General features: G+C 44.1%; 22 protein-coding genes. 10 read left to right on the top strand and 12 right to left on the bottom strand.

All coding sequences use genetic code 11. The features are described from left to right. Positions 1-52: 52 nt before the first annotated feature. Genes dprA through rpmB form a run of 8 tightly spaced genes read right to left on the bottom strand, consistent with a single transcriptional unit; the run spans position 53 to position 8,553 of the window. Positions 53-1,072, bottom strand: a complete 1,020-nt coding sequence (gene dprA, locus Y696_RS02395) for a DNA-processing protein DprA (protein ID WP_121509736.1) — start codon at positions 1,070-1,072, stop codon at positions 53-55. Beyond that, on the bottom strand, positions 1,072-2,460 hold the full coding sequence (gene hslU / locus Y696_RS02390; RefSeq protein WP_014730268.1) for an ATP-dependent protease ATPase subunit HslU: 1,389 nt from the start codon (positions 2,458-2,460) through the stop codon (positions 1,072-1,074). Before hslU ends, dprA begins: the two co-directional genes overlap by 1 nt. Beyond that, positions 2,457-3,005 carry an ATP-dependent protease subunit HslV gene (hslV, locus tag Y696_RS02385; RefSeq protein WP_014730267.1) on the bottom strand — a complete coding sequence of 183 codons (549 nt, stop codon included), beginning with the start codon at positions 3,003-3,005 and terminating at the stop codon, positions 2,457-2,459. The genes hslU and hslV overlap by 4 nt, the downstream gene beginning before the upstream one ends. Continuing rightward, positions 3,002-3,919 carry a D-alanine--D-alanine ligase gene (locus Y696_RS02380; protein ID WP_014730266.1) on the bottom strand — a complete coding sequence of 306 codons (918 nt, stop codon included), beginning with the start codon at positions 3,917-3,919 and terminating at the stop codon, positions 3,002-3,004. The genes hslV and Y696_RS02380 overlap by 4 nt, the downstream gene beginning before the upstream one ends. Further along, complete coding sequence (gene topA / locus Y696_RS02375; protein WP_121509735.1) at positions 3,919-6,138, bottom strand: type I DNA topoisomerase; 2,220 nt, start codon at positions 6,136-6,138, stop codon at positions 3,919-3,921. The genes Y696_RS02380 and topA overlap by 1 nt, the downstream gene beginning before the upstream one ends. Positions 6,139-6,148: 10 nt before the next feature. Continuing rightward, on the bottom strand, positions 6,149-7,210 hold the full coding sequence (locus Y696_RS02370) for a 3'-5' exoribonuclease YhaM family protein (RefSeq protein WP_014730264.1): 1,062 nt from the start codon (positions 7,208-7,210) through the stop codon (positions 6,149-6,151). Then, complete coding sequence (alr, locus tag Y696_RS02365) at positions 7,210-8,319, bottom strand: alanine racemase (RefSeq protein WP_121509734.1); 1,110 nt, start codon at positions 8,317-8,319, stop codon at positions 7,210-7,212. The genes Y696_RS02370 and alr overlap by 1 nt, the downstream gene beginning before the upstream one ends. 42 nt (positions 8,320-8,361) lie before the next feature. After that, the gene (gene rpmB / locus Y696_RS02360; RefSeq protein WP_014730262.1) at positions 8,362-8,553 is read right to left on the bottom strand and encodes a 50S ribosomal protein L28; all 192 of its coding nucleotides are present in this window, start codon (positions 8,551-8,553) and stop codon (positions 8,362-8,364) included. Positions 8,554-8,702: 149 nt separating this feature from the next. Here rpmB and Y696_RS02355 point away from each other — a divergent pair, with 149 nt between their 5' ends. From Y696_RS02355 to Y696_RS02330, 6 genes are all read left to right on the top strand, one after another. Further along, a complete protein-coding gene (locus tag Y696_RS02355) occupies positions 8,703-9,047 on the top strand; it encodes a VanZ like family protein (RefSeq protein ID WP_014730261.1) in 345 nt (114 codons plus the stop codon). 118 nt (positions 9,048-9,165) lie between these two features. Then, positions 9,166-10,044, top strand: coding sequence for a hypothetical protein (locus tag Y696_RS02350; RefSeq protein WP_121509733.1), 879 nt, complete (start codon positions 9,166-9,168; stop codon positions 10,042-10,044). 164 nt (positions 10,045-10,208) lie between these two features. Beyond that, positions 10,209-12,692 carry a type I pullulanase gene (gene pulA, locus Y696_RS02345; protein ID WP_183084175.1) on the top strand — a complete coding sequence of 828 codons (2,484 nt, stop codon included), beginning with the start codon at positions 10,209-10,211 and terminating at the stop codon, positions 12,690-12,692. Between the two features lie 14 nt (positions 12,693-12,706). Then, entirely contained in the window at positions 12,707-13,168 is a 462-nt protein-coding gene (locus Y696_RS02340; protein WP_121509731.1) for a molybdopterin-binding protein, read from the top strand. 127 nt (positions 13,169-13,295) lie between these two features. Then, the gene (locus Y696_RS02335) at positions 13,296-13,913 is read left to right on the top strand and encodes a deoxynucleoside kinase (RefSeq protein ID WP_006492014.1); all 618 of its coding nucleotides are present in this window, start codon (positions 13,296-13,298) and stop codon (positions 13,911-13,913) included. Continuing rightward, positions 13,910-14,554 carry a deoxynucleoside kinase gene (locus Y696_RS02330; RefSeq protein ID WP_121509730.1) on the top strand — a complete coding sequence of 215 codons (645 nt, stop codon included), beginning with the start codon at positions 13,910-13,912 and terminating at the stop codon, positions 14,552-14,554. Before Y696_RS02335 ends, Y696_RS02330 begins: the two co-directional genes overlap by 4 nt. Here Y696_RS02330 and Y696_RS02325 read toward each other — a convergent pair. Continuing rightward, the gene (locus Y696_RS02325; RefSeq protein WP_121509729.1) at positions 14,535-15,188 is read right to left on the bottom strand and encodes an HAD family hydrolase; all 654 of its coding nucleotides are present in this window, start codon (positions 15,186-15,188) and stop codon (positions 14,535-14,537) included. The genes Y696_RS02330 and Y696_RS02325 overlap by 20 nt on opposite strands. Before the next feature lie 356 nt (positions 15,189-15,544). Here Y696_RS02325 and Y696_RS02320 point away from each other — a divergent pair, with 356 nt between their 5' ends. Then, the gene (locus Y696_RS02320; RefSeq protein ID WP_121509728.1) at positions 15,545-16,732 is read left to right on the top strand and encodes an anaerobic nitric oxide reductase flavorubredoxin; all 1,188 of its coding nucleotides are present in this window, start codon (positions 15,545-15,547) and stop codon (positions 16,730-16,732) included. A 4-nt stretch (positions 16,733-16,736) separates the two neighbouring features. Here the strand turns inward: Y696_RS02320 and Y696_RS02315 are convergent, their stop codons facing one another. The 3 genes from Y696_RS02315 to aglA all read right to left on the bottom strand — a co-directional run bounded on the left by Y696_RS02315 (position 16,737) and on the right by aglA (position 19,911). Continuing rightward, complete coding sequence (locus Y696_RS02315; RefSeq protein ID WP_121509727.1) at positions 16,737-17,708, bottom strand: DUF5700 domain-containing putative Zn-dependent protease; 972 nt, start codon at positions 17,706-17,708, stop codon at positions 16,737-16,739. Positions 17,709-17,780: 72 nt separating this feature from the next. Continuing rightward, positions 17,781-18,359, bottom strand: coding sequence for a DNA-3-methyladenine glycosylase I (locus Y696_RS02310; protein WP_121509726.1), 579 nt, complete (start codon positions 18,357-18,359; stop codon positions 17,781-17,783). A 133-nt stretch (positions 18,360-18,492) separates the two neighbouring features. Then, on the bottom strand, positions 18,493-19,911 hold the full coding sequence (gene aglA, locus Y696_RS02305; RefSeq protein ID WP_121509725.1) for an alpha-glucosidase AglA: 1,419 nt from the start codon (positions 19,909-19,911) through the stop codon (positions 18,493-18,495). 302 nt (positions 19,912-20,213) lie between these two features. Here aglA and Y696_RS02300 point away from each other — a divergent pair, with 302 nt between their 5' ends. From Y696_RS02300 to Y696_RS02290, 3 genes are read left to right on the top strand one after another with little or no spacing between them, the layout of a single operon-like run. Continuing rightward, the gene (locus Y696_RS02300; protein ID WP_121509724.1) at positions 20,214-21,446 is read left to right on the top strand and encodes an ABC transporter substrate-binding protein; all 1,233 of its coding nucleotides are present in this window, start codon (positions 20,214-20,216) and stop codon (positions 21,444-21,446) included. Positions 21,447-21,484: 38 nt separating this feature from the next. Continuing rightward, positions 21,485-22,429, top strand: a complete 945-nt coding sequence (locus tag Y696_RS02295) for a carbohydrate ABC transporter permease (RefSeq protein ID WP_121509723.1) — start codon at positions 21,485-21,487, stop codon at positions 22,427-22,429. Beyond that, complete coding sequence (locus Y696_RS02290; RefSeq protein ID WP_006492001.1) at positions 22,426-23,238, top strand: carbohydrate ABC transporter permease; 813 nt, start codon at positions 22,426-22,428, stop codon at positions 23,236-23,238. The genes Y696_RS02295 and Y696_RS02290 overlap by 4 nt, the downstream gene beginning before the upstream one ends. The last annotated feature ends 561 nt before the right edge of the window (positions 23,239-23,799 follow it).

The following is a 23,799-nucleotide window of genomic DNA, read 5'->3' as shown; positions in this document are numbered from 1 at the left end:
CATTCTAATTCCTACTTCTACATTTCATCAAGATTATACCAGCTCAAATACACTAAGTTCTATTCCATCGCCCGTTTTCTTCGAAGATGTAGCCTCCCAGCTGCAGATTTGTGAGTTCAACGATCAGATCTTTGCTGGAAAAGTCCGTCATCAATAGTAGTTCTCCAAAAGTGAGGGGACCATTGCCTAGAAGATCAAGGACTCTTGACTGCAACTTCATAGTCTGAGGTTCCTCGAATGAGATTTCAGGAAACTCATCGATAATGTCTATGCACTCGGAAATCAGTTTTGCCCCATTCTTAATTAACCAATTCGTGCCTTCGGAATTCCTTCTGTTGATGTCTCCAGGCACAGCAAAAACATCTCTTCCGTTTTCAAGCGCGAGTCTTGCAGTAATTAGCGAGCCGCTTCTCATAGTAGCCTGCACTACAAAGACTGCCCTGGCCAAGCCTGAAATTATTCTGTTCCTCTTCGGGAAATTCTGCTTTAGGGGCGGCGTTCCGGGGAGAAATTCAGAAATCACACACCCCTTTTGCTTAACCGACTTTATGAGCGTTCTGTTGCTCGCTGGATAGGCTACATCGATACCCGTCCCCAGTACTCCTATTGTAGAGCCTCTACCCTCAAGAGCCCCAATATGAGCCTGAGCATCAATACCGACCGCAAGACCGCTTACGATGGTTATCCCTTTCTCAGAGAGCGACTTCGCATATTCTTTGGCAATCGATGCTCCATATCCATCCGCTTTCCTCGAACCCACTATGGCGAGAATGTTTCTTGAATTTAGAAGTCCAGGGTCACCCTCAAAGAATATTACTGAAGGCGGTTCAAAGGTATTCCTGAGAGCTTCGGGATATTGAACATCCTTGAATGTTATGAAATTCGCAAACCTGGAGAGAATCTTCGCCACATCGGGAAAACTCTTTTGAAACCTCTTCAGTTTAACTTTGTTTAGATCGGTCCGACATCTGAAAAGATGAGTGTCTGAAATTCCCGAATTTTCGATCTCTTCCATCTCTGATGGAGAAAAATCTCCAGAAAGTGCTATTGCGGCGTACTCTGCTCTTTCCATTACAAGATAAATGCACTCAGGTCTTCATCGGCGGCAATTTCGCCGATCCTCTCATTAACATAGTTGACGTCAACTACAATTTCTTGAGGAACTTCAGGAGCATTGAATGAAACTTCTTCGAGTACTTTCTCAACAACTGTGTAGAGTCTTCTAGCTCCAATGTTCTCGATTTTCTCATTCAGGCTGTGTGAAACCCGCGCGATTTCTCTTAAACCGTCTTCAGTGAACGTAACTTTTACTCCTTCAGTCTCCAGCAAAGCCATGTATTGCTTTGTTATAGCATTCTTCGGCTCGACAAGGATTCTCAGAAACTCCTTTTGAGAAAGCGCATCAAGCTCGACCCTGATCGGAAACCTTCCCTGGAACTCCGGAATCAAATCTGAAGGCTTGGCAGTGTGAAAGGCCCCCGCGGCAACGAAGAGAATGTAATCGGTCCTTATCTGACCGTACTTTGTCGTTACGGTGGTCCCTTCGATGATCGGTAGAAGATCTCTTTGAACTCCCTCTCTTGAAACATCGGGGCCATGGGAACCACTTCTGAAAGTAATCTTATCAATCTCATCAATAAAGACCATACCGCGGTTCTGCACCCTTTCGATCGCTTCGGCTACAACTTTGTCCATATCCAAAAGCTTTTCAGCCTCAATCGGTAGAAGCGTCTTACGAGCATCAGCAATTCTCATTTTTCTTCTCTTGGTCTTCTTCGGTACCATTCCGCCCAGAACGCCTGACATATCGATTCCCATATCTTCCATTCCCGGAATCATTATCATCTGCTGACTGTGATCTTCAACTTCGACCTCGATATCGAGATCCTCAAGATCGCCGCTTCTCAATCTATCTCTGTAGTCTTCCCTGCGATTCCTTATTCTTTCGGCCTCTTCTTGACTCGGCTTCGGTTGCTGCTGGCCTTGAAACAACTCAATGATATTCCTGGGACCTGCTGCTTTCGTCTGAGGTCCGGGGACGAGAGCCTCCAGAATTCTCTCTTCAACCTGATAGGATGCCTTCCCCTCTACTTCGCCCATCTTTTCCTGCTTGACCATGTTGACGCCTACGTCTACCAGCTCTCGGATTATTGATTCGACATTCTTCCCGACATACCCCACTTCGGTGAACCTGGTGGCCTCAACCTTTGTGAAGGGTGAACCCGTGAGCTCGGCCAATCTTCTAGCGATCTCCGTCTTTCCAACTCCAGTAGGCCCCATCATCAAAATGTTCTTTGGTATTACGTCTCTTCTTATCTCTTCAGGGAGTTTTTGTCTTCTGATCCTGTTTCTCATCGCAACAGCGACTGCCCTCTTAGCTTTATCCTGTCCTACTATATATTTGTCAAGCTCCTCCACTATTCTCTTTGGAGTCAACTCGTCAAGTTCTTCTCTATTCATTGTTTCTCTCCTCCGAGTGTTTCCATGGTGAAATTTGTGTTTGTGTATATGCAAATTTCGCTAGCTATCTCCATAGACTTAACCGCAATTTCCTCGGCTTCCAGTTGGCTATTTCTCAAAAGAGCCCTCGCAGCGGCCAATGCATAGGAACCTCCAGAACCGATAGCCAGAACCTCTTCATCGGGTTCTATAACTTCACCGTTCCCAGATATCAGTAGGATACTCTCTCTGTCCGCTACCAGGAGAAGTGCCTGAAGATTCTTAAGGATCTTGTTTGTCCTCCAATCCTTGGCCAAATTCACGGCCGCCCTCTTCAAATTAGAGTTGGATTCATGCAGTTTTTCTTCAAACTTCTCAAAAAGAGTCATCGCATCAGCTACAGAGCCCGCAAAGCCTGCAAGAACTGAACCATCGCCAAGTTTCCTAACCTTTCTCGCCGTACCTTTCATTACGGTGTCTCCAATAGTTATCTGACCATCTCCGACTATAACCGTCTTTCCCTTCTTTCTGAGAACGAGTATTGTAGTACCATGAAAAGTCTTCATGATTCCCTCCTGTTTCTTTTATCGGCCGCCTCAATTATATCTAGAACGACATCATCAAAGGTCATCCCGGCCGCTCTCGCCGACATCGGCAGGTCGCTCAGGTCAGTCATACCCGGAATGGTATTTACCTCAAGAAAGTAAAACACTCCTCCCTTTAGTATCCCATCCACCCTCGCAAAATCCCTGCAGCCAAGAAGCTTGTAAACCGCGACCGACTTTTCGATTATCGATTCAAGTGTACTTCTTTCTATCGGGGCGGGAACGACAAATTCAGTTAAGCCAGGAGTATATTTGGCTTCGTAATCATAAAAACGTCTTTTTGGTTTTATTTCAAGCACCGGTAGAACTTTAATGCCTTCCCTTGAATCAATGATCGAAACGGTTATCTCTCTTCCATCGATATACTCTTCAAGCAAAAGAGAGTCGTACACGTCTAGCAGTAACCTGGTTCTATTGATGAGAGTTGAAGCATCGTCACAAATAAACACTCCAATGCTCGATCCTTCTCTAGTGGGCTTTATTACACACGGAAATATCTTCCAGCCCTCGAGATCCTTCTCGCTAATCACTTTCTTCCATAGAGGCAGATCGACTTCCGCTTTCACAAGCCTGTATGTAATCTCTTTGTCGAAGCAAACCGCGCTTGTCCTGGAATCAGAAGAAGTGTAGGGTAATCCCGCAAGTTCCATCAACCCCTGCACTGTCCCATCTTCGCCAAATTTGCCGTGGAGGGCTAGAAAGAAGAGATCGGCCTTTAGACTGAGTAGACTCGCGATTCTATCCCTTTTGAGATCAAAACCGATCACTTCGGCGCCGAGCCTCTCGAGAGATTTCGAAATGTTACTTCCACTCTTAACAGAGACGTCTCTCTCGCTGGAAAACCCTCCATAAACAACGGCAATCCTTCTAGACATTAATCTCCTCCAATTTCAAATTCCTTCTTGCATTTCTCACAGTACAGAACCTTCTTTCCTCCTCGCTTAACCTTGAGAAAGAGATAAGAGCCGCAGATTTCGCACTTTTCATTTGTCGGTTCATTCCAGAAGAGTTCTCCACAACTTGAGCATTTGAAGTAATTCTTTCCTTTCTTGCTTCGGAGTTTTTCAACCACCCCTCCGCACTTAGGGCAGGGAGCGTCGATCCTAACATTCCTAGTGTACTTGCATTTCGGATAGGCCGAACAGGCAATGAACTCTCCGTATCTTCCCTTCCTTATGACGAGTGGAGAACCACATTCGGGACACTTTTCTTCTATCTCTATCTCTATTTTTTGATTCGCAGCAACATCTTTCAGCATTACCTTCCCATCGATTACACAAGTGAAGGATGTCATATCGACTGATTCATTCTTGCCGCAAGATTCACATTTCAAGTACCCGCCATATCTTCCAAAGACGACTTTGAAGTACCCACCGCATGAACACTCCTTATCTGTCGGGAACTCAATTCTCAACTCTCCCTTTTTGATTCTTTTATCTATCTCATCAAGATCAGTTTTGAACCCGCTATAAAAGCCCATCACTACGTCTCGCCACTTCTTTGCACCGTTTTCAACATCGTCAAGCTCTTCTTCCATATTTGCCGTGAAATTCATATCAACAACATCGGGAAAATATTGATTCAGAAACTCGTTAACGATCGCACCAAGAAGTGTTGGTCTAAGTTCTCTCGATTGTCGAAGTACATACTTCCTGTCGAGAAGAGTGGTGATTATAGTTGCATAAGTTGAGGGGCGGCCGATTCCTTTCTTTTCAAGCTCTTTTACAAGAGAGGCTTCGCTGAACCTCGAGGGTGGTTTAGTTGTATCTTCCTCCCATTCGATTATGGAAGGCTTTATCTTTTCGCCTATCTTATAGTCCCGATCTATCTCACTCTTAGATGATCTCGAGACAATTTTCTCATAACCGTCAAAGAGTCTTCTCTCCCCGGTCAAGCTAAGAATGTACTTGTCGTTTTCGTCCTCTAATTCAACTTCGGTCACAGAGTATTCCGCACTAGCCATTTGAGAAGCTATGAATCTATTCCAGATAAGAGCATATAGCCTTAGATTGTCTCCTGATAAAAGTTGCCTCGCCTTCTCTGGATCGTTCTCAGGATAAGTTGGTCTTATAGCTTCGTGAGCATCTTGAATCTTCTTACCCTTTTTGCCCGGTCTGATGGGACCAACGTACTCCTTTCCAAATTTACTTTCGATTATTTCGACGGCCTTGTCTCTTGCCTGGTTGGATATTCTCGTCGAATCGGTTCTCATGTATGTAATGAAAGCAATCTGACCTTGATCGGTTTCAATTCCTTCGTAGAGCTGCTGAGCAATCTTCATCGTTTTACTCGCACTCCAGCCCAACTCACTTATTGCACTTTGCTGAAGTGTTGAAGTAATGAATGGCATCGGCGCGTTTCTCTTGGAGGTGCGTTCCTTTACGTTTTTGACGTGAAAAATTGTATTGGAAAGCTCGCTTATTATTTCATCTCTCTTCTCTTCGGTGATTACAGACTTGTTTGTGAACTTTTTCCCTTCGATTCGAGAAAGAGAGAATCGATCCTCGCCAACCTTCGCAAAGATCTTGAAGAAACGGTGCGGTTCAAATACTACTATCTTCTTCTCAAGTTCTACCATGAACTTTAGAGCTACGGACTGGACCCTTCCGGCACTGAGCCCTCTCTTCATAGTTCTCCACAAAATTGGACTGATTTTGTAGCCCACAATTCTATCGAGAACCCTTCTAGCTACTTGAGCCTCGACTTTAGACATGTCTATCTCTCTTGGATGAAGTATTGCTTCCTTTATTGCCGATTCCGTTATCTCATTGAAGACTATTCTATTCTTTTCATTTTGTGGAAGACCCAAAAGTTCGGAAATGTGCCATGCAATGGCTTCTCCCTCACGATCCAGGTCTGAAGCGAGAAGCACCTGTTTTCCCTTTGACTTCTTGGAAAGCTCTTGTACGACCTTTTCCTTCCCCTTAAGAATCTCATAAGTCGGTTCCAAAGTTTCAGGATGAAGTCCGATGTTAGATTCTGGGAGATCTCTAACATGCCCTTTGGAAGCGGTGACTTCATAGTTCTTCCCTAAATATCTACTGATCGTTTTCGCCTTTGCCGGCGATTCAACGATTACAAGCTTGTCTGGCAAAGTATCACTCCTAACTATTTGAGTCGCCGGATCTTCTGTTTTTCATGAACACTCTTCTGTTAAGAAAACGATCGTAATTGCTCCAGGAAGCAGTTGAGCCATTGAATTCCCTTTCTTCAATCTCTCTGAACTGAGCAACCTTCGAATCCAAATCGTCGGCCATATGAAGAACAATTGCTTCCGTCGTCTTTGGAATTACGGGTGAGCCCCATTCCATTTCCCCGTGATGAGACAAGAGGAGATGTTTTATCTCTGTCTGAAGATAGCGGGGGAAGCCCTGAATTTTAGAAATAGCCTTGCTGACCATCTCTATGCCCATAGCGATGTGTCCCACTAATTCGCCGTCATTTGTCCTCTCAATTCCATTCGGAGTAATCGTGTACTCATACACTTTACCGATATCATGTAACAAGGCCCCCGCAACTAGAAGATCTCCATCAACGGAGTCTCCGTACTTCGTCGCGAAGAATTCGCATAGCTCGGCGACAGACATTGTGTGCTCCAGAAGGCCACCCTTATAAGCGTGGTGAACCTTAGAAGCGGCCGGAGAAACAATGAACTTCTCGATGAACTTCTTGTCGTTCTCGAAAATATCTTTGAGCAGAGCTCTAATATAGTCATCCCTCATTCTTCCAACGAGACTAAGAAGATCATCGTACATCCGAGGAATATCTTTCGTTGTGACAGCCATAAATCTCTCATAATCGTACTGTCCAACCTGAAGGATCTGAATCCCTTCCGAATCAAGATTAAGCTGGATTCTATCTTCATAGACAGCTACTCGACCGGAGATTCTTACTACCATACCCTGTTCCAGAGTGGAATCATTGCGTTCTGCATTAAACCAATCGATTGCTCGTATAGCTCCCGTCTTATCGGAAAGTGTTAATAGAAGAAACTTCTTTCCGTCTCGGGCCTCTTGAATTCTCTTAGAATGGACCTTGAAAACAGATAGCACAGTACTTCCCGGGCGGAGATCGGAAACAAAAGGAAAACCATCCCTGTTTGTCTTATCCTGATCGGCATTTATTTGACTCAATATCTCATTTCCAATGATGTCGCGGAGTTTCATCAGTTTACTCCTTTCTTATAGACCCGTGGAACTCTGGAAGAGATAGAACAAACTACTTCATAGTTAATGGTACCGCACAGATCAGCTATCTCCTCGGCGCTTATCGACTCTCCTTCTTGAGTACCAACTATCACAACTTCATCACCAATCGAGACAGGCTTCTCAATGTGAGATATGTCGACAACGAATTGATCCATACAAACCCTGCCCAGCACTTTGCATCTCTTGCCCGAAATGATAACATATCCTCTATTAGAGAGCAGTCTATTGTATCCATCGGCATAGCCTACGGGAATTGTAGCTACAAGCATGTCACGATCGGCAACAAAAGTCCTGCCATAACTAACCGAATAGCCGGTACGTATCCTCTTCACAAAGGATACACAGCTAACCCACGACAAAACCGGTTTCAGGTTTTCATCAGTTTCCTTCGAAGGTTGTAGGCCATATGTGGCAATTCCCGCTCTAACATAACTGAAATCAGAATTGTCGAAATAGATGGTGCCTGCACTATTAGATATATGAGTTTCGAAATGTCTGTTTCGTCTTTGTCCCAAGCCTTGAAGAAATCTTCCAAAAGCTTCTCTCTGCTCAAGAACGAAGCCACTGCCTTTCTCATCTGCTGTAGCGAAGTGCGTATAAGCACCTGTTATATTGATTCCCTTTCTGACAGCCGAATTATACAACTCAATCGACTCTTCCCATTCCAATCCCAGACGCCTCATCCCAGTATCTACAACCAGCTGGAAATCAGGTAACTGCTTATTTAAGCCAATAATGTCTTCAAGTTGAGCAAATGAAGAAAGAGATAGCGTTAAAGAAAACTCCTTTGCAGTGGGGATCTCCTTTTTCTCCACATAGTTAAGCACAAGAATTGGCAAAGAGATTCCGCTTTGGCGGATCTTAATTCCCTCTTCGAGAAAAGCAACTGCTAAGCGATCGACTCCCGATTCCTGAGCAACTTTCGAAAGCTCCACGGCACCATGACCGTACGCATCTGCTTTGACAACAACCATCAGTTTCGCCGGAGACGCCTTTCCGGACAGATAAACAAGATTTTGTCTATATGCAGATAGATCGATCAAAGCGAAGGTTTTTCTGCTATTCATTTCATACCTTCTCAGTAAGAAAGCGCGAATAGCGCGTTATGGCTAGATGGCTCTTGTAACTTTTCCAGCTTTGAGACACTTCGCACAAACTCTGATTCTCTTTACCTCGCCATCAACGACTGCGCGGACTTTATGAACATTGGGCTTCCACCAGCGCTTGGCCTTTTTATTTGAGTGCGAGACCATATTCCCTGTAGTAGGTGACTTACCGCATATTTCACAAACCTTGGACATGAATTGTGTCCTCCTCTCGATTTACAATACACTTCATTATAGTAAAGAAATAGAAGCTTTTCAACTCAAGACTCAAAGGGATTTGCGGTGCGCGTCATTGACATTAGTGCGCATGGCTAGCATAATTCTTATTGATGAGAAGATTGATAATGGCTCTTGCTGCAGCAATTTACATGGTTTTCACCGTCTACTTCTACCTGAAACCGGTAGTTCCGGCAATCGAAGTGGGAAGCGACAAGTTTCTTCATTTTGTGGGTTTCTTTGCAGGAGGGTTCCTTTTTGTTATTCTTTCAAGAGAAGAATTCAGCAAGGCGTTTAGGAAAACCTTCTTTTCATTTCTCATTGTAGGACCTGTCATTCTCGAATTTCTTCAGGTTCTATCTCCCAACAGGCAGTTCGATATTCTAGATATGGTTTTCAATTATTTGGGTTGGACGGTTCCCGTTGTTATCTTCACCTTTATAGTCAGGCTTAGAACGCTTTCTAAAGGTTGAGTTCCTCCAGCAAAACCAAACGATTTGAACGGCATACAGCATTTGCTCAAACCATAGAGTATTGAAAGTCGGGTGATAATGTTATACTTTTTTTGAGTTCCGCCTGGAGGTGTGCTACTTGGAGGAAAACAAGCCTTTGAGGTCTCTGTATCTCTCAATGGTAATAGTCTTCATAGCTCTCCCGCACTCTGAAATCACATTTGCTAACTCCCAGATTATGGAAGGATTTTATTATGTCACGCCCGAAGTATCGGTTTCAGGGTTTACCGGAATAACTGTGGGGACAGAAAACAATTATGATCTCTTGATCATTGCCAATGGCCATCTCAAAAGATATTCGCTGTCAGGAGCAGAGATTCCTCAATATGAGTCTACAGACTCTAACAGCAAGAAGTGCTTGAATCTAATAAGAAACACCATAGGACTTGAAGCGATTGTTCATGAAGTGACCACATCTGAGGAAGCTTCAGCTTACGTCTGGATCCTTCTGGATGGTGAGGTTTATCTTATTCAATCTATAATCGTATCTAGCGGTCTATCTAAAGCAGTTGACGGAGGAGAAATCGAACTTGTTCCGGCCGAAGAATATGCCCGCGAAAGAAGTCTTGGAATCTGGGCTGAAGAGTCGGAAGTTCTTGAATCGGCAGTAGAAGGAATACCTGAAACAGAAGAGGTACAGGAAGTTGTAGAGGAAGATTCAAGAGGTGCAGCAAGACTAACGATTTCTAAGATTGATATTTTCGATAACGGTGAGCACGCTCTTCTGACTCTTGCTGCCGATAAGGGCGGATATCTTGAAGGTTCAGAGGTTTCAATCTTATCTCGAGCTGATCGAACTACCGACGAAGATGTTTTTTCGTTGGATTCTCAAGAACCTATTGAAACTGCTGAAGAGCTTAGAATACTTATCACACTGGATAGATCAAGAACCACTTCGTTTGAATATGATTTTTTGGGAAAGTTATTTGGATCCCAGAGGCGGTTATCTGAAGATTAAGGATGAAAATGGAAGTGAGAGGTTATTCGAATATGAATATGACAGGAGAATTAGTGGCTTCACTGTAACCCCACTTGATTGAGGGAGGCTTTATAATGAAAAGAGTGTTGTTCTTCCTTTTGCTAATCTTCGGAACAACGATTTTTGCTTTTACGGGAGAAAGTATGGGAAAAAGTGCAGAAGATTATGACGCAGCGACCGTAATTATAATCCATTATCACAGGTACGATGACAACTACGATGGCTGGAACGTATGGGTCTGGCCTGACAAACCGAAAAGTATGGATGGTAAGTCTTACTCTTTTGATAGGAGAGACGAATTCGGAGTAGTTACAACTGTAAAGTTCTCTGAAAAACATTCTAGACTGGGATTCATAGTAAGGCTAAGAGAATGGGAAAAGAAGGATATTACAGCAGATAGGTTCGTAGATATTCCCGATTCTGGAGTTGCTGAAATATGGGTGATCGAAGGGGAAGAGGATTTTTTGACGAGCCCGAACAGAATTGATCTAACTCCCAGAGTTAAGATGGCCTTTCTTGATTCTTTGAGTGAGATCTACGCTTCACTTTCAGCACCGGTTGATACTAAGACAGTCTTACCTGAAGTCCTTCTAGACGGTTCGCCGGTTAAGGTTCAGAGCTTCGAAAAGGCAGATCCCACTGATGTATCGGTAACTAACTACGTGAAGATAACACTGACCGAACCACTTGCGCCCAAGTCAGTTAGCAAAAGGCTATCTCTGGAGATCGAAGGTTTTCTTCCAGGCGACATAATTGTCAGAAAAGCGCTCGATAATTCTGAATTCTTCTACCAGGGTGAACTTGGTTCGATTTACTCGGAGAAGGAGACAGTCTTCAGAGTCTGGTCTCCCGTATCCTCTTCAGCAACGCTAATTCTCTTTGACGATCTCTACTCGGACAGCTTTATTGAAGTCCCCATGAAAAGAATAGAAGCAGGTGTTTGGGAAGCAATCGTTCAAGGCAATCTTCATCTGCGGGCTTACAAATACAGATTCGTCTCTTATGGCAAGGAAAGAGAAACAATTGACATCTATTCCCGTGCGGTTACAAAAAACAGTGAGAGATCAGTTGTCGTTGATCCCGCTAAAACCATTATTGAAGGCTGGGCCCAACAAAAAGTGCCGATATTTAACAAACCGGAGGACGCAATAATATACGAAATCCACATTGGAGACATGTCTTCCGACCCAAATACCAATGTTGAGAATAAGGGTAAGTACTTAGGCCTAACCGAGACCGGAAGAACGGGACCTGATGGAGTTACTGTCGGAATTGACCACATTGTTGAGCTCGGTGTAACACACGTTCACATAATGCCTTTCAACGATATTCACTACCTAAATGAAGGTGAGGAAGGCGAATACGGCTGGGGCTATGACCCTTATCTGTACATGGTTCCTGAAGGACATTACAGCACTGACCCTTACAGTCCTCTCAGTAGAATTCTCGAATCTAAGGCAATGGTCATGGCATTTCATGAAAAAGGAATAAGGGTAATTCTCGACACTGTGTACAATCATACGGCTACAACAGGTTCTTCTTCTCCCTTCGATCAGACAGTCCCATATTATTACTATAGAACAGACGCCACAGGTGCATATTTGAACGGAACTGGAGTCGGTAATGAGATAGCTTCAGAAAGGCCAATGATGAGAAAGCATATTCTTGATTCTCTTAAGATGTGGGTCAACGAATACGGAATTGATGGCTTCAGATTCGATTTGATGGGTCTTATAGATAAAGAAACCGTTCTGGCCATCGACCGAGAACTTCATGCAATAGACAAGACGATTCTGCTTTATGGCGAGCCGTGGGGAGGTTGGGGGGCAACCGTTACATTTGGGAAAGGCGATCAACGCGGAACCGGTGTAGCTGTTTTTAACGACAATCTCAGAGATGCAATAAGAGGAAGCGTTTTCGATGAGAAAGTGAAGGGCTTTTCTCTTGGGAGCAGGGCCAAAGAAAGAAGGATTATGCGTGGTATTGTGGGAAGTATCGAATACAGCAGTGACATTAAGGACTTTGCGGATGACCCTTCTGAGACTATAAACTATGTTTCTGCTCACGATAATCAGACTCTGTGGGACAAGAATAGCGCAGCAATGCCAGATGCTTCAAGAGAGTTGTTGACAAGCGCTCAGAAGCTATCAAATGCCATAGTGATTCTTTCTCAGGGAATTCCATTTCTTCATGGTGGAGTAGACTTTGCTCGAACGAAGTTCGGCAATGATAACAGCTACAATGCCGGTGTAGATTTGAACAAGATGGACTATTCAAGGAAGGCAGAATTCATTGACCTCTTCACCTATTATAAGGGACTGATAGAACTTAGAAAGAACCATCCATCATTCAGGATGAGTACGGCCGAAGAGATAAGAAAGAATCTAAAATTTCTTGATGCTCCCAGAAATATCGTTGCTTACGTGATAGACGGCAAGTCAGCTGGTGACTCATGGGAAGAAATACTTGTGATATTCAATGGGAACCTTGAACCAGCCGAGATAACTCTACCTGATGAAAGCTGGAACCTCGTCGTGGATAGAGATAGAATCTCTGAGAAGCCCCTCGAAAGACTCTCAGGTAAGGTCAAGCTCGAACCAATTTCTACTTATGTCTTCTTCAAGTAGTTCGGAGGTGTTCAGTGTACAGCTGCAAAATAATAAGGGTTCTTGAATCTGGCTTTTTTGATGAGATATCGCAATCCATAGAGATTTCTAAGAAGATCCTCGAGAGTCATGGCATCACGTATACTGGATCCACAGACGTTGACCCTGTAATGAGCGACCTGAAAGAGGCTATATACTCAGATTCATGCTCAAACGACATCGTTCTTGTTCTTGGAGGAACGGGGCTATACAAAGAGGACATAGGTCCGGAGGTCGTTTTATCTCTCGTGGACAAAAGAGCAACGGGAATTGAAACTGCGATGCTTAGAAACGCGATAGTCGCCGATCCCTCGTTGTGTCTTTACAGAGTTGGAGCCGGAACAATCGGTGATTCGATAGTACTCTCTGTTCCGGGTTACCATGAAACTGTACATTACTATCTTGAACCCGTCATCGATTATCTTAAGCCCTTTTTCGATGGGCTTAGGTCATCTTAGGAATAACTGAGTCATGAAATGTCAACTGTTTTTCCAATGGTCTTCCTTTTGAAAAGGCATCGCGGACATGTTAATCAGGTGGTCGAGAGTATTGGTCATGTTTTGAGAAACGGGGGAAGAAACTCTTATGATGTTTTCTAAAGCAAGCGGGAAGTATATTTCCGTAGAGGGTGTAATTGGAGTAGGTAAGACGACTCTAGTGAAATTGTTGTCTCAAAAGTATACAATGCCGGTAGTGCTCGAAGTTGTTGAAGAAAACCCATTTCTTGCGCACTTCTATGAAGACATCGAAAGGTGGGCTTTTCAAACTCAGCTTTTCTTTTTGATAAGCCGGTTCGATCAGCAATCGAATGTTAAAAAAGCCGCTTCGCAGGGACAGGGGGTTATCTCAGACTATGCATTCATGAAAGATCATCTTTTTGCGTCTCTAACTTTGAAAGGAGAACAGTTGAAACTATACGAGAAGATCTTTTCCGTTCTCAAAGATCAGGTGCTTTATCCAGATCTGATAATCTATCTTTACGCGGATATCGACACCCTGATGAAAAGAATAGCTCTCAGAGATAGACCGTTTGAGAGGAGAATGGATAGAACGTATATTGCTATGCTAAGCGACACATATGAGAAATACATGGCAGCGTTTTCCGAGAGCAGAGTCCTGAGGATAGATACTTCAAGCATAGACTTTGTGCGAAACGTTGATGATCTCAACATGGTTTTCAGCAGAATCGAGGCGAACTTATGATTTTGGGAATATGCGGAAACATTGGAGCAGGAAAATCATCTCTGACTTCATTGCTTGAGGAAACACTGGGCTTTAGAGGTGTCTACGAGGCCGTGGATGAAAATCCATTTTTGGAGGATTTCTATTCAAATATGGAGCGGTGGGCCTTTCACTCGCAGTTGTTCTTTCTAATAAAGCGTTTTGACTTTCTGAAGAGAGTCGTAACTGAAGGTGCTGTCATACTTCAGGACAGGACTATTTACGAGGACGTGGAGATATTTGCCCGCAATCTCAAACTGATGGGCTACATAGATGAACGCGACTGGAGACTTTATCTGGACACTTATGAAACGCTCTCAGAACACTTAACAGCGCCCGATGGCATTGTCTACATAAAATGCACTAAGAACGTCTTGTTGAAAAGGATAAAAAAGAGGGGCCGGGGTTTTGAAAGTGGCGTAAGCGAGGATTATATCGAAAGACTCAACGGACTATACGAAGAATGGATCGGCAGAGTCACGTTTTGTCGGAAGTTGATAATCGATGGTGATAAATATGATTTCGTTGAAAATGCCCAGGACAGAGAAGATGTTCTGCGTTTGATCTCGAGATTTACGGCTGAACTTATGGCGGGAGTGCAGTCTAAGATGTTCTCCAGATAGATTGAATCGAACTCACATCGACATATTCAATCCCCGCAGACGTGCAAGCACCATCCATTTTGTAATCGTTCCCGATCATTACGCAGTACTTTGCATCGAGTGAGTTATTCTCCAGAATTTCCAGGTAATATTCTGTACTAGGCTTTACATAATGAGAGTTCTCCATAGTGGTCACGTAGTTGGTTAGCTTTTCATCCACTCCCACCCATTGAAGTCTTTTTCTTATTGCCTTGTGTGGAAAGATTGGGTTCGTTGCAATAATTATCTTTCTACCCGAGCCGTAAAGCTTTTTCAGGGCCTCCACCACATTCTCTCTAGGGCTCACAATTTTCTCAAGTTCTTCATACTCGTTCTCGTAAAACTCATCGAAGAAATCCTCGTACCATTTTACCGTGTGATCTCCCATGAAATGGACAAAGCTTTCCATAAAGAGTTCGTAATTGCTCTTTATGCCGTCTCTTCTATCAAACAGCACTTCGAGTGCGCTTTTCAAAGAGACCATCAGTTTTTCAAAGTCTACTTTTCCATTGGCAAAGAGCGAGATGAGCTGAAAATACCGCCGTGCAAAATCTTCATCGGAAACAGAGCTAAGCGTTCCATCAAGATCAAATAAATAAGTGATGTCATTACTCATGAGATACTCCTATCATTCGCGACTAATCTTTGCTGAACCCTCAACAACCAGAACGAAAAAGGGCAAAAGACAATGCGCCAAACTATATATTAGCATATCACGCATCTGAGGATACTTTTAGATCCCAACCATTGAGCACACAAAATTCAGATCTCTTGAAGAAAAGGCGAAATGTCATGATCAAACGCAAACGCCTCAACAACCAGCCTTCCCAAGCTGATAGACGTCTCCGTTTTAATTAGGAACACTGCACGGCAGATGATTTTTGGTCAGAGCCTGAAGAATTGTGTAACAAATGTTACCGCTTAAAGCCGGTAATCTTGGTAGAGTATTGATGTATTTAAGGAGGTATCGAAATGGGCAGGAAAATAACCGATAGCGTAACATGGGTAGGAAAGGTTGACTGGGAACTGAAGAAATTTCATGGAGAAGACTATTCAACCCACAGAGGATCCAGCTACAACGCATATTTGATTAGAGATGAAAAGACAGCTTTGATCGATACTGTCTGGGCACCTTTTGCAGAGGAATTCGTGGAGAACCTGAAAAAAGAAATTGATCTATCCGAGATCGACTACGTAATCGCCAACCATGGGGAGATTGATCACAGCGGTGGACTGGTTGCGTTGATGAAAGAGATTCCCGGCACGCCGATCTATTGTACTGCAAACGCAGTCAAGTCCCTCAAAGGGCAGTTCCACAAGGACTGGAATTTCGTCACAGTAAGAACCGGCGACACTCTAAATCTCGGCAGTAAGGCGCTCACCTTTATTGAAGCACCTATGCTGCACTGGCCCGACTCGATGTTTTCATATCTCGATGGTGACGCAATTCTCTTCAGCAACGATGCGTTTGGTCAGCATTATGCAACTGAACTTCTCTACAACGACCTCGTAGATCAGGCGGAACTATTTCAAGAAGCAGTGAAGTACTACGCAAATATCCTCACTCCATTTAGCAGACTGGTCATAAAGAAGATCGAGGAGGTCTTGTCATTCAATCTTCCATTGAATATGATTTGCCCCAGTCATGGAGTCATCTGGCGGGAGGATCCCGCACAGATTGTCAAGAAGTATCTTGAGTGGGCAGACAACTACCAGGAAGATCAGGTGACAATTGTGTATGACACGATGTGGGAGGGGACTAGAAAAATGGCCGAAGCCATCGCAGAAGGCATTGCCAGCGCTAGTGGTAGTACCGCCGTCAAACTCTTCAATGCGGGAAAAATAGACAAGAACGATATTGTGACGGAGTTGTTTAAGGCCAAGGCAGCTCTCTTTGGTTCTCCTACAGTGAACAAAGGAATCTTGGCACCGCTTTCCGGTATGCTTCATGAAGTAAAAGGTCTGTCCTTCAAGAGTAAAAAGGCAGCCGTATTTGGTACTTATGGATGGAGTGGAGAGTCTGTGGATGTTCTGACAAAAATGGTAGAAGATGCCGGCTTCGAAATCGTTCAGCCAGGATTAAAAAAGCTTTGGTCACCAGACGAAGACAGCCTTGATGACTGCAGAGAATTCGGCTCAGGTTTCGCAGCAAAGATTTGATAGGCTACGCTTTGAGAAGTTGACCCAGCTTAATAAACGTTTCATCTTCCAGGAGGTAGTAGGACTTTTTCAGAGCTACCTCCTGATAGGATTTAAGGAATCCAACGGTGTCTCCGACAGTTTCGATGAGTCTGTCCTTCCCTAACTCATTTTCGATCTCCAAAGCCATTCTCATTCCCACGGGGGCAAGGCTCCCGACACTAAACCAGCTTCTTTCCATAATCGACCTTGCTTCGTCGTCGGAGATGTTCTTAAAGGAGAGATTCAGGAACACTTCTTGAAGCAATTCGAGATGCTTTTCGAACTCTCCCATCATTTTCGTTCGCTGCAGCGCAATTCTCTTCATTGATGGTATTCTCGACGCATCGCTAACCATATTTGCGATTCCTTCACATTCTATGCCCACAAATCTGTAGACCAACTGATCAAGTGGAGAATCACCGAACTCAAGTCTTTCCTTTGTTATCGAATTCCTTGCTACATGATGTGCCTCATGAGCCATTACTTCTTCAATAGCTTCAAGACCCATATCAAGAGCAAAAAGCGGATCGAAATACACACCTCTATGATCGGCATTTGCATTATAAGGCATAGGAATGAAAAAGACCTTCAGGCCATCAAAAGTTACTCCCTTAGGAAGATACTCTTGTGCTTTGGATATTGCCTTAGATCTAATTCCTGCTTCATTCTCAATAATCAAATCGAAGAAAGCTCTCAGTTCAAGCTTTCTTCCCCTGATTTTATCCATGTACGCTATGAGCTCCGTGCAGTCCTTTGAAAGACCAGAAAGATCTTCTCTACGCGAAAAGGCGGCCACTAGGCATTCCCTTGCCTCTGAATCGCGTATATGGAATTGTTTAAACATACTGGCGAGAGGAGTGGCTAAAACTCTCTTGAATCTCTCTTCATATGAATCGTTACTGGAATCAATCAAATCTATGAGGGCGAAAATCTCTTCTGTATTAAGCCAGCTCATAAAAACCCCCCATTAATCTCCTACAAGTTAAGAGTTATTATATCATCAATTCTTCAGTGTATCCTGGAACACTCAATTGCATCGGAGAACTTCAGAATATCTGAAGCAACCCACCAGATGATCGTTCACTATACCTGTTGCCTCCATCAGTGCATATACTATCTTTGGCCCAACAAAAGTGAATCCCTTCTCTCTAAGGGATCGCGAGATTTCAACAGACTTCTCAGTAACAGAGGGAATCTCGGAAAGGCTCTTCCATGTGTTTATGATCGGCTTATTGTTGACGAAGCTCCACACATAGCTGTCAAACGTTCCGTACTCCTCTTGAATCTGGATAAATCTCTTTGCGTTGTTAATTGCCGAATGAATCTTCTTTCTATTTCTGATTATTCCCGGATTTTCGACTAGCTTAGTTATTTCATTCTCTCCATATTTTGAAACGACTCGAGGATCAAACCCAGAGAAGGCTTTTCTATATTCTTCTCTCTTCTTCAGGACAGTATGCCAGCTGAGGCCGGCCTGTGCTCCTTCTAGAATCAGAAACTCGAACCATATGTTGTCATCGTGCAGGGGAACACCCCATTCAGTATCGTGGTAATCAATATACAATTTGTCAACTTCAGCCCAGGGACAACGGAAGACGTCATTCAATTCGACCACCCCGTCAGCTTGGCAACCATCGAATCTGGAAGCCTCGGTACATTCCTACGCCATTACCTTGCGAGAACAAACAGAAGAGATTAATTTAACTTCGATTTACCCATGAAGTATCGGTTCTTTGAACCTATTCATTTAGCCCTTCCGTCTCAAAGATTTCCCTTACCACTGCTTTCGCCTGCTCATATGACTTTGTCCTTGGATCCTTCAAAAGAATTTCAACAATTAGATCGGAATCCCTTTCAATGAACGCTTCGAGAGCCCACTCCATTCTTAGTACCCTTGGCTTTATATACCATTTAACGATTCTTTCGTGGAGAGGGGGATCTATGGCTTCTGTATGAATTCCCTCTCTGTCAACCAAAGCGGGCACTTCGACGGCAACGTTATCTTCGATCCCGGGAATTGCTCCCTCGTTTAGCGTGTTTAAGACAAATCTCGCTGAACTGTCGTTTATTATTGCGTCTATAAAGGGTATGTGTTGCTCACCGCTGAGAGAATTCTTGTTGTAAAGCTGAGCCGCTTGTCTGGCGAAGTCTCCTGAAAGACCTCTTGAACCTTCGACTATCAATTTTTCGAGATTTGCCTCGGGGAACTGCTCGATTGCCTTGGCAAGTGCCACAGTAGCACCTGTCACCTGTCCAAGCTGTTCTTTGTACCATTGCCAGCCAGGTTCGGAATCAGGACTGCCCCATGGAGCCCCATACCATTTTACGAGAGTCTCTTGATTGTAGTGGTGTTTCCAGCCGCTGTTACGAACCGTATCTCCTATTGGAACCAGTCCATAGAATCTGTACATGTCAATTGTCGCCGGAGACATCTGAACATTGAAAGGGTTGATAGGTTTGAATCTCCTTGGATCATAGTTAGCTGCATACTTTTGAATCAAAGCGTAGAGATCCTCACCGTTTCTTTTGAATCTGTTAAGCCAGATTCCATGGTTCACACCGGCAACCTGCCAGTCTACTTCCTCTATTGGTATGCCTAAGGTTTCTGCTACTTCGCGGACATCATAATGTCCGTGACAAAAGCCAACCATCTTAATACTAGAATGTCTTCTGATTAGCGTAGTTCCTTCGAAGACAGGATTTGCAGCCTGAAGCAACCAGGCGTCAGGTGCATGTCTTTCCATAAGCTTCGCGATTTTCAGGAAAAACGAGAGTTGATTCCAGTTTGTAAGAGTATAGTAATCGGATACCATGTTGAATTCCTGTGAATCTATGCCTCTGAAATAACCGTGCTTTTCGCCGATCGCTCTAACTCTATCCAGAAAATCATGTCCTCCAATCAAAGCGCTGTTTACAACGAAGTCTCTCCCTTTGATTGCTTCTTCCAGCACAGTAGTCTTTGAAAACTCGAGATTGGCATTCATCTCTTCTGCAAACCTTGATGCAAGAATGTAAACGGCATCAAGTCTATCTTGGTTTATATCCATCAATGTGACCTTACTGCCATAAAGACCCTCCGTTTTACAAAGATCGCTCACCAGTCTGAGAGAAAACACAGCACTTCCTGCACCGATAATGGAAATATTCACTGATGACAAAGTAATCCCTCCTCGTCTCTATTCACTAAATAATACCATTATAAGTCTTGGCTGAGAAAACCTCCGATTCAAAAATTCTGTCCCAGGTTCCGAAATGTGATCAATCTTCTTTGTGTTGAACTCAGTCACATGTTCTAGCAATTATTTAGGAGGAACAGTTCAATCTGTAATCTTTACTCCCCTTTTTTGAAGTTGCTTATTATATTGTTAACGGTAGTATAATCTCAAGTAGAGGCTAGTTTGGTCTGAAGGGCGAAGAAGATAACCGTACGGCTGTATGCCGAATAACAGGGGGTGTTTAAATGAGAAAAAGTTTGCTGGCAGTTCTTCTTTTGTCCGTGAGTCTGCTCTTTGCTTCAGGAAGTGTGGAGATCTTTAGCTGGTGGACGGGTGGAGGCGAAGAAGAAGGACTCGCTGCCATTTATGAGGTCTTCAAAACAAAGTACCCCGACGTGGAGATAATCAACGCGACGGTCGCAGGAGGCGCAGGCACAAACGCAAAAGCAGTTTTGAAGACACGAATGCTTGGCGGCAATCCTCCTGACTCATTCCAGGTCCACGGAGGAATGGAACTAATCGACACCTACGTAATTACGGGAATGATGGAGCCACTGACTGACATCTTAGAGAGCTGGGGAATACTTGATAAATTCCCGAAGGATATTATGACTATCTGCAGTTACGAAGGTGAAGTTTACTCAATTCCCGTGAATGTGCACAGGGGAAATGTTGTCTTTATTAACAACGAGATTCTTGAGAAGGTCGGAATCGATGAGGTTCCAAGCGACGGACCGGGTTTTCTCGAAGTTTGTGCAAAAATCAAGGAGGCAGGCTTCATACCACTTTCTTTAGGCGATAAAGACAAGTGGGAGGCCGGTCATCTTTTTGAGACCGTGTTGCTTTCGGCTCTGGGACCAGATAAGTACAATGGCTTATGGGATGGAACAACAAGTTTCGAAGATCCAGGAATTGAAAGGGCCATAGTAATTTTCGAAGAACTGATTAAGTATGTAAACGAAGACCATGCTGCTCTCACCTGGCAGGATGCAACAAGGATGGTCTTCGATGGAAAGGCTGCCTTCAACGTCATGGGAGACTGGGCCGAAGGATATTTGAAGACTCTAGGATGGACTCCGGGCGTGGAGTTCAGCTGGATGGCAGTTCCAGGAACCGAGGGCTCCTTTATGGTGGTAACGGATACATTTGGCTTGCCAAAGGGCGCACCAAACAGAGAAAACGCTCTTAAGTGGCTCGAAATAGTTGCCTCGGTCGAAGGTCAAGATGCCTTCAACCCGATAAAGGGTTCGATTCCTGCAAGACTGGATGCAGATAAATCACTCTATGATCCTTACCTGACATGGTCTATGGAGGACTTTTCTACAAACGCTCTCTGTCCTTCTATAGCACATGGATCTGCTGCGCCTGAAGGCTTTATAACGGAACTGAACGATGCAGTAAACATCTTCATTACTACAAAAGACAGAGCAGCTTTCCTGAGTGCCATAGAAAGCGCTGCTGAAGATTACATCTATTAATCCTTGCAAAGTGGGGCCTGCATCTGCAGGCCCCATTCTTGGGGGTGTTCCATATCAAAAGGAAGACAAAACGAGGGATCATTTCCTTTCTCATTCTCTCTCCGACCTTTGCGGCAATAGGAGTTTTCGTTTATTTCTTCATTGGTTGGACCGTTAGAACTTCTGTTTCCAACTGGAATAGCTTTGCTAGGCTTCTTAAAGGCGAATTCGAATTTGTTGGATTGAGGAATTATTTCAGACTTTTCGAAGATCCGAGGTTTCAGACCGATCTGTGGAACACTCTGTATTTCACCCTTTTTTTTATTCTCGGTTGTCTTCTGCTTGGGATTGTTTTGGCGGTACTGATTGATCGTAACCTCAAGGGATCAGGCATTTTTAGAAATATATACCTGTTTCCCATGGCGCTTTCATTTGTTGTGACAGGCGCAGTCTGGAGATGGATCTTCGCTCCGGGAATCTTACCAAGCAATCCTCAGGGTATGAACCTTCTATTCAGTCTGGTGGGGCTGGATTTTCTTCAATGGAGGTGGTTCACCAGCACTGAGAGTTTCCTCAATTTCAACTTTGCACTGATTCCGGTGATAATCGCAGCCGTATGGCAGATGTCAGGTTACACAATGGCCATGTACCTTGCGGGGCTTCGTGGAATATCCCAGGATCTGGTAGAGGCTGCCGAAGTTGATGGCGCGACCGGCTGGCAGATCTTCTGGAAGATCAAGTTTCCGATTCTGAGACCGATAACTTTAAGCGCAATGATTATTCTAGGCCACATCTCACTGAAGATCTTTGATCTTGTTTACGCTATGACCGGCAGTGGTCCAAACAACGTGACCGACGTGCCTGCCATCTACATGTTCGAAACCACTTTCAGAGCGAACAAATATGCTACTGGCTCAGCAATAGCGATAATCATGCTTCTGATGGTTGCTGTGGTCATAATTCCTTACCTTGCTTCTGCCTTCAGAAAGGAGAAGAGAATATGATCAAGAGGATTCTAATCTATGCCCTTCTGACGGTTTTTGCGTTATTCTTTCTGATGCCGATCTATGTGTTATTGGCAACAAGTCTCAAACCCCTGAAAGAAGTGGGTCTTGAGCGAATGTGGTTTCCTCCGAACGACCTTTCCTTCGATGGTTTTGCCAAGGCCTTCAGTCGCCTTGCACCCAACTTAAGAAACTCGTTTCTGCTGGTCATCCCTGCGACGCTTCTTTCGGCAATCGTTGGATCGATAAACGGATATGTTTTGTCTAAACTGAAGTTCAGGGGCTCAGATCTTCTCTTTGCACTCGTTCTTTTCGGAATGTTTATTCCTTATCAGAGTGTTCTTTTTCCTCTGATTCGCTTCCTCCAGGATATTGGACTTTACGGTTCTATTTGGGGATTGGTATTGGTTCACGTGGTCTACGGTCTGCCGATAACCACTTTGATTTTCAGGAACTATTACAGCGAAGTGCCTACGGAATTAATCGAAGCGGCCAACATAGATGGAGCAGGCATATTCAAGACATATCTGAAGGTTCTCTTTCCTATATCCCTCCCTGGTTTTGTAGTAGTAGTCATTTGGCAATTCACGAATATCTGGAATGAGTTTCTTTTCGCTGTGACCGTTACCAGCGACCCCACAAAACAGCCGATTACCGTTGCCCTTGTGAATCTAGCGGGGAGTCAGGTTGTCGAGTGGAATGTCCAGATGGCCGGCGCGCTGCTGGCCGCTCTCCCAACATTGATAGTCTACATATTACTCGGAAAGTACTTTCTGAGAGGGCTTCTTGCTGGTTCTGTCAAAGGTTGATCTGATTTCCGATACGATCTTCTGCCTTAAGCCATAATACAACCCCAGGTAATCACAAAGTCTTTCGTGTTAGACTGCCGAGGATCTCGATAGGCCGATTCTCAAGTACAAATCCGCTCTGATTTCTTGAGACTATGACTCAACGAAGGAAACCCAATCGGCTCTAGACCCGGCCAAGACTGACTTAGAATGTAAGAGAAAAGAAAATAGGAAGGAACTTAGTTTCTTATTAGTCTCTCGAGCTCACAAAAACGCAGTCTCTTGCTTCGGACAAAGTCCCCAAGTATAGGGAGGTGTCTTTCATGTTTTTTCACTTTGCACTAACTCAGAAGACACACGGGCAGGGCAATGAACCGAATTCGCTTGTCACTCTCAACTTTCCTGTCCGCCTTTACAAAGAATGCAGTTCCTCTTTCCGAGGTGCACAGTCGTATCGATAAAGGTTAAAGGGAAATTATACGAGAGACTATGAATCCTCAATTGTGCCTGCCTCACATCCATGTAATGTCCTTCCAAATTAGTGATTCATAACCTTTGAACTTCACGATTTAGACAAGAAAT

Origin of the sequence: Mesotoga sp. H07pep.5.4 (assembly GCF_003664935.1) — a bacterium.
Classification (GTDB): Bacteria; Thermotogota; Thermotogae; order Petrotogales; family Kosmotogaceae; genus Mesotoga; species Mesotoga prima.
This window is presented reverse-complemented; position numbering and strand designations above follow the sequence as displayed.

Bases quoted from the DNA above. Each gene is read 5' to 3' on its own strand.
- hslU (WP_014730268.1), bottom strand. From the start codon at position 2,460: ATGAATAGAGAAGAACTTGACGAGTTGACTCCAAAGAGAATAGTGGAG.
- Y696_RS02330 (WP_121509730.1), top strand. From the start codon at position 13,910: ATGATTTTGGGAATATGCGGAAACATTGGAGCAGGAAAATCATCTCTG.
- alr (WP_121509734.1), bottom strand. From the start codon at position 8,319: ATGAATAGCAGAAAAACCTTCGCTTTGATCGATCTATCTGCATATAGA.
- Y696_RS02325 (WP_121509729.1), bottom strand. From the start codon at position 15,188: ATGAGTAATGACATCACTTATTTATTTGATCTTGATGGAACGCTTAGC.
- Y696_RS02355 (WP_014730261.1), top strand. From the start codon at position 8,703: ATGGCTCTTGCTGCAGCAATTTACATGGTTTTCACCGTCTACTTCTAC.
- hslV (WP_014730267.1), bottom strand. From the start codon at position 3,005: ATGAAGACTTTTCATGGTACTACAATACTCGTTCTCAGAAAGAAGGGA.
- Y696_RS02370 (WP_014730264.1), bottom strand. From the start codon at position 7,210: ATGAAACTCCGCGACATCATTGGAAATGAGATATTGAGTCAAATAAAT.
- dprA (WP_121509736.1), bottom strand. From the start codon at position 1,072: ATGGAAAGAGCAGAGTACGCCGCAATAGCACTTTCTGGAGATTTTTCT.
- Y696_RS02320 (WP_121509728.1), top strand. From the start codon at position 15,545: ATGGGCAGGAAAATAACCGATAGCGTAACATGGGTAGGAAAGGTTGAC.
- Y696_RS02290 (WP_006492001.1), top strand. From the start codon at position 22,426: ATGATCAAGAGGATTCTAATCTATGCCCTTCTGACGGTTTTTGCGTTA.
- Y696_RS02300 (WP_121509724.1), top strand. From the start codon at position 20,214: ATGAGAAAAAGTTTGCTGGCAGTTCTTCTTTTGTCCGTGAGTCTGCTC.
- Y696_RS02335 (WP_006492014.1), top strand. From the start codon at position 13,296: ATGATGTTTTCTAAAGCAAGCGGGAAGTATATTTCCGTAGAGGGTGTA.
- rpmB (WP_014730262.1), bottom strand. From the start codon at position 8,553: ATGTCCAAGGTTTGTGAAATATGCGGTAAGTCACCTACTACAGGGAAT.
- Y696_RS02315 (WP_121509727.1), bottom strand. From the start codon at position 17,708: ATGAGCTGGCTTAATACAGAAGAGATTTTCGCCCTCATAGATTTGATT.
- pulA (WP_183084175.1), top strand. From the start codon at position 10,209: ATGGGAAAAAGTGCAGAAGATTATGACGCAGCGACCGTAATTATAATC.
- Y696_RS02380 (WP_014730266.1), bottom strand. From the start codon at position 3,919: ATGTCTAGAAGGATTGCCGTTGTTTATGGAGGGTTTTCCAGCGAGAGA.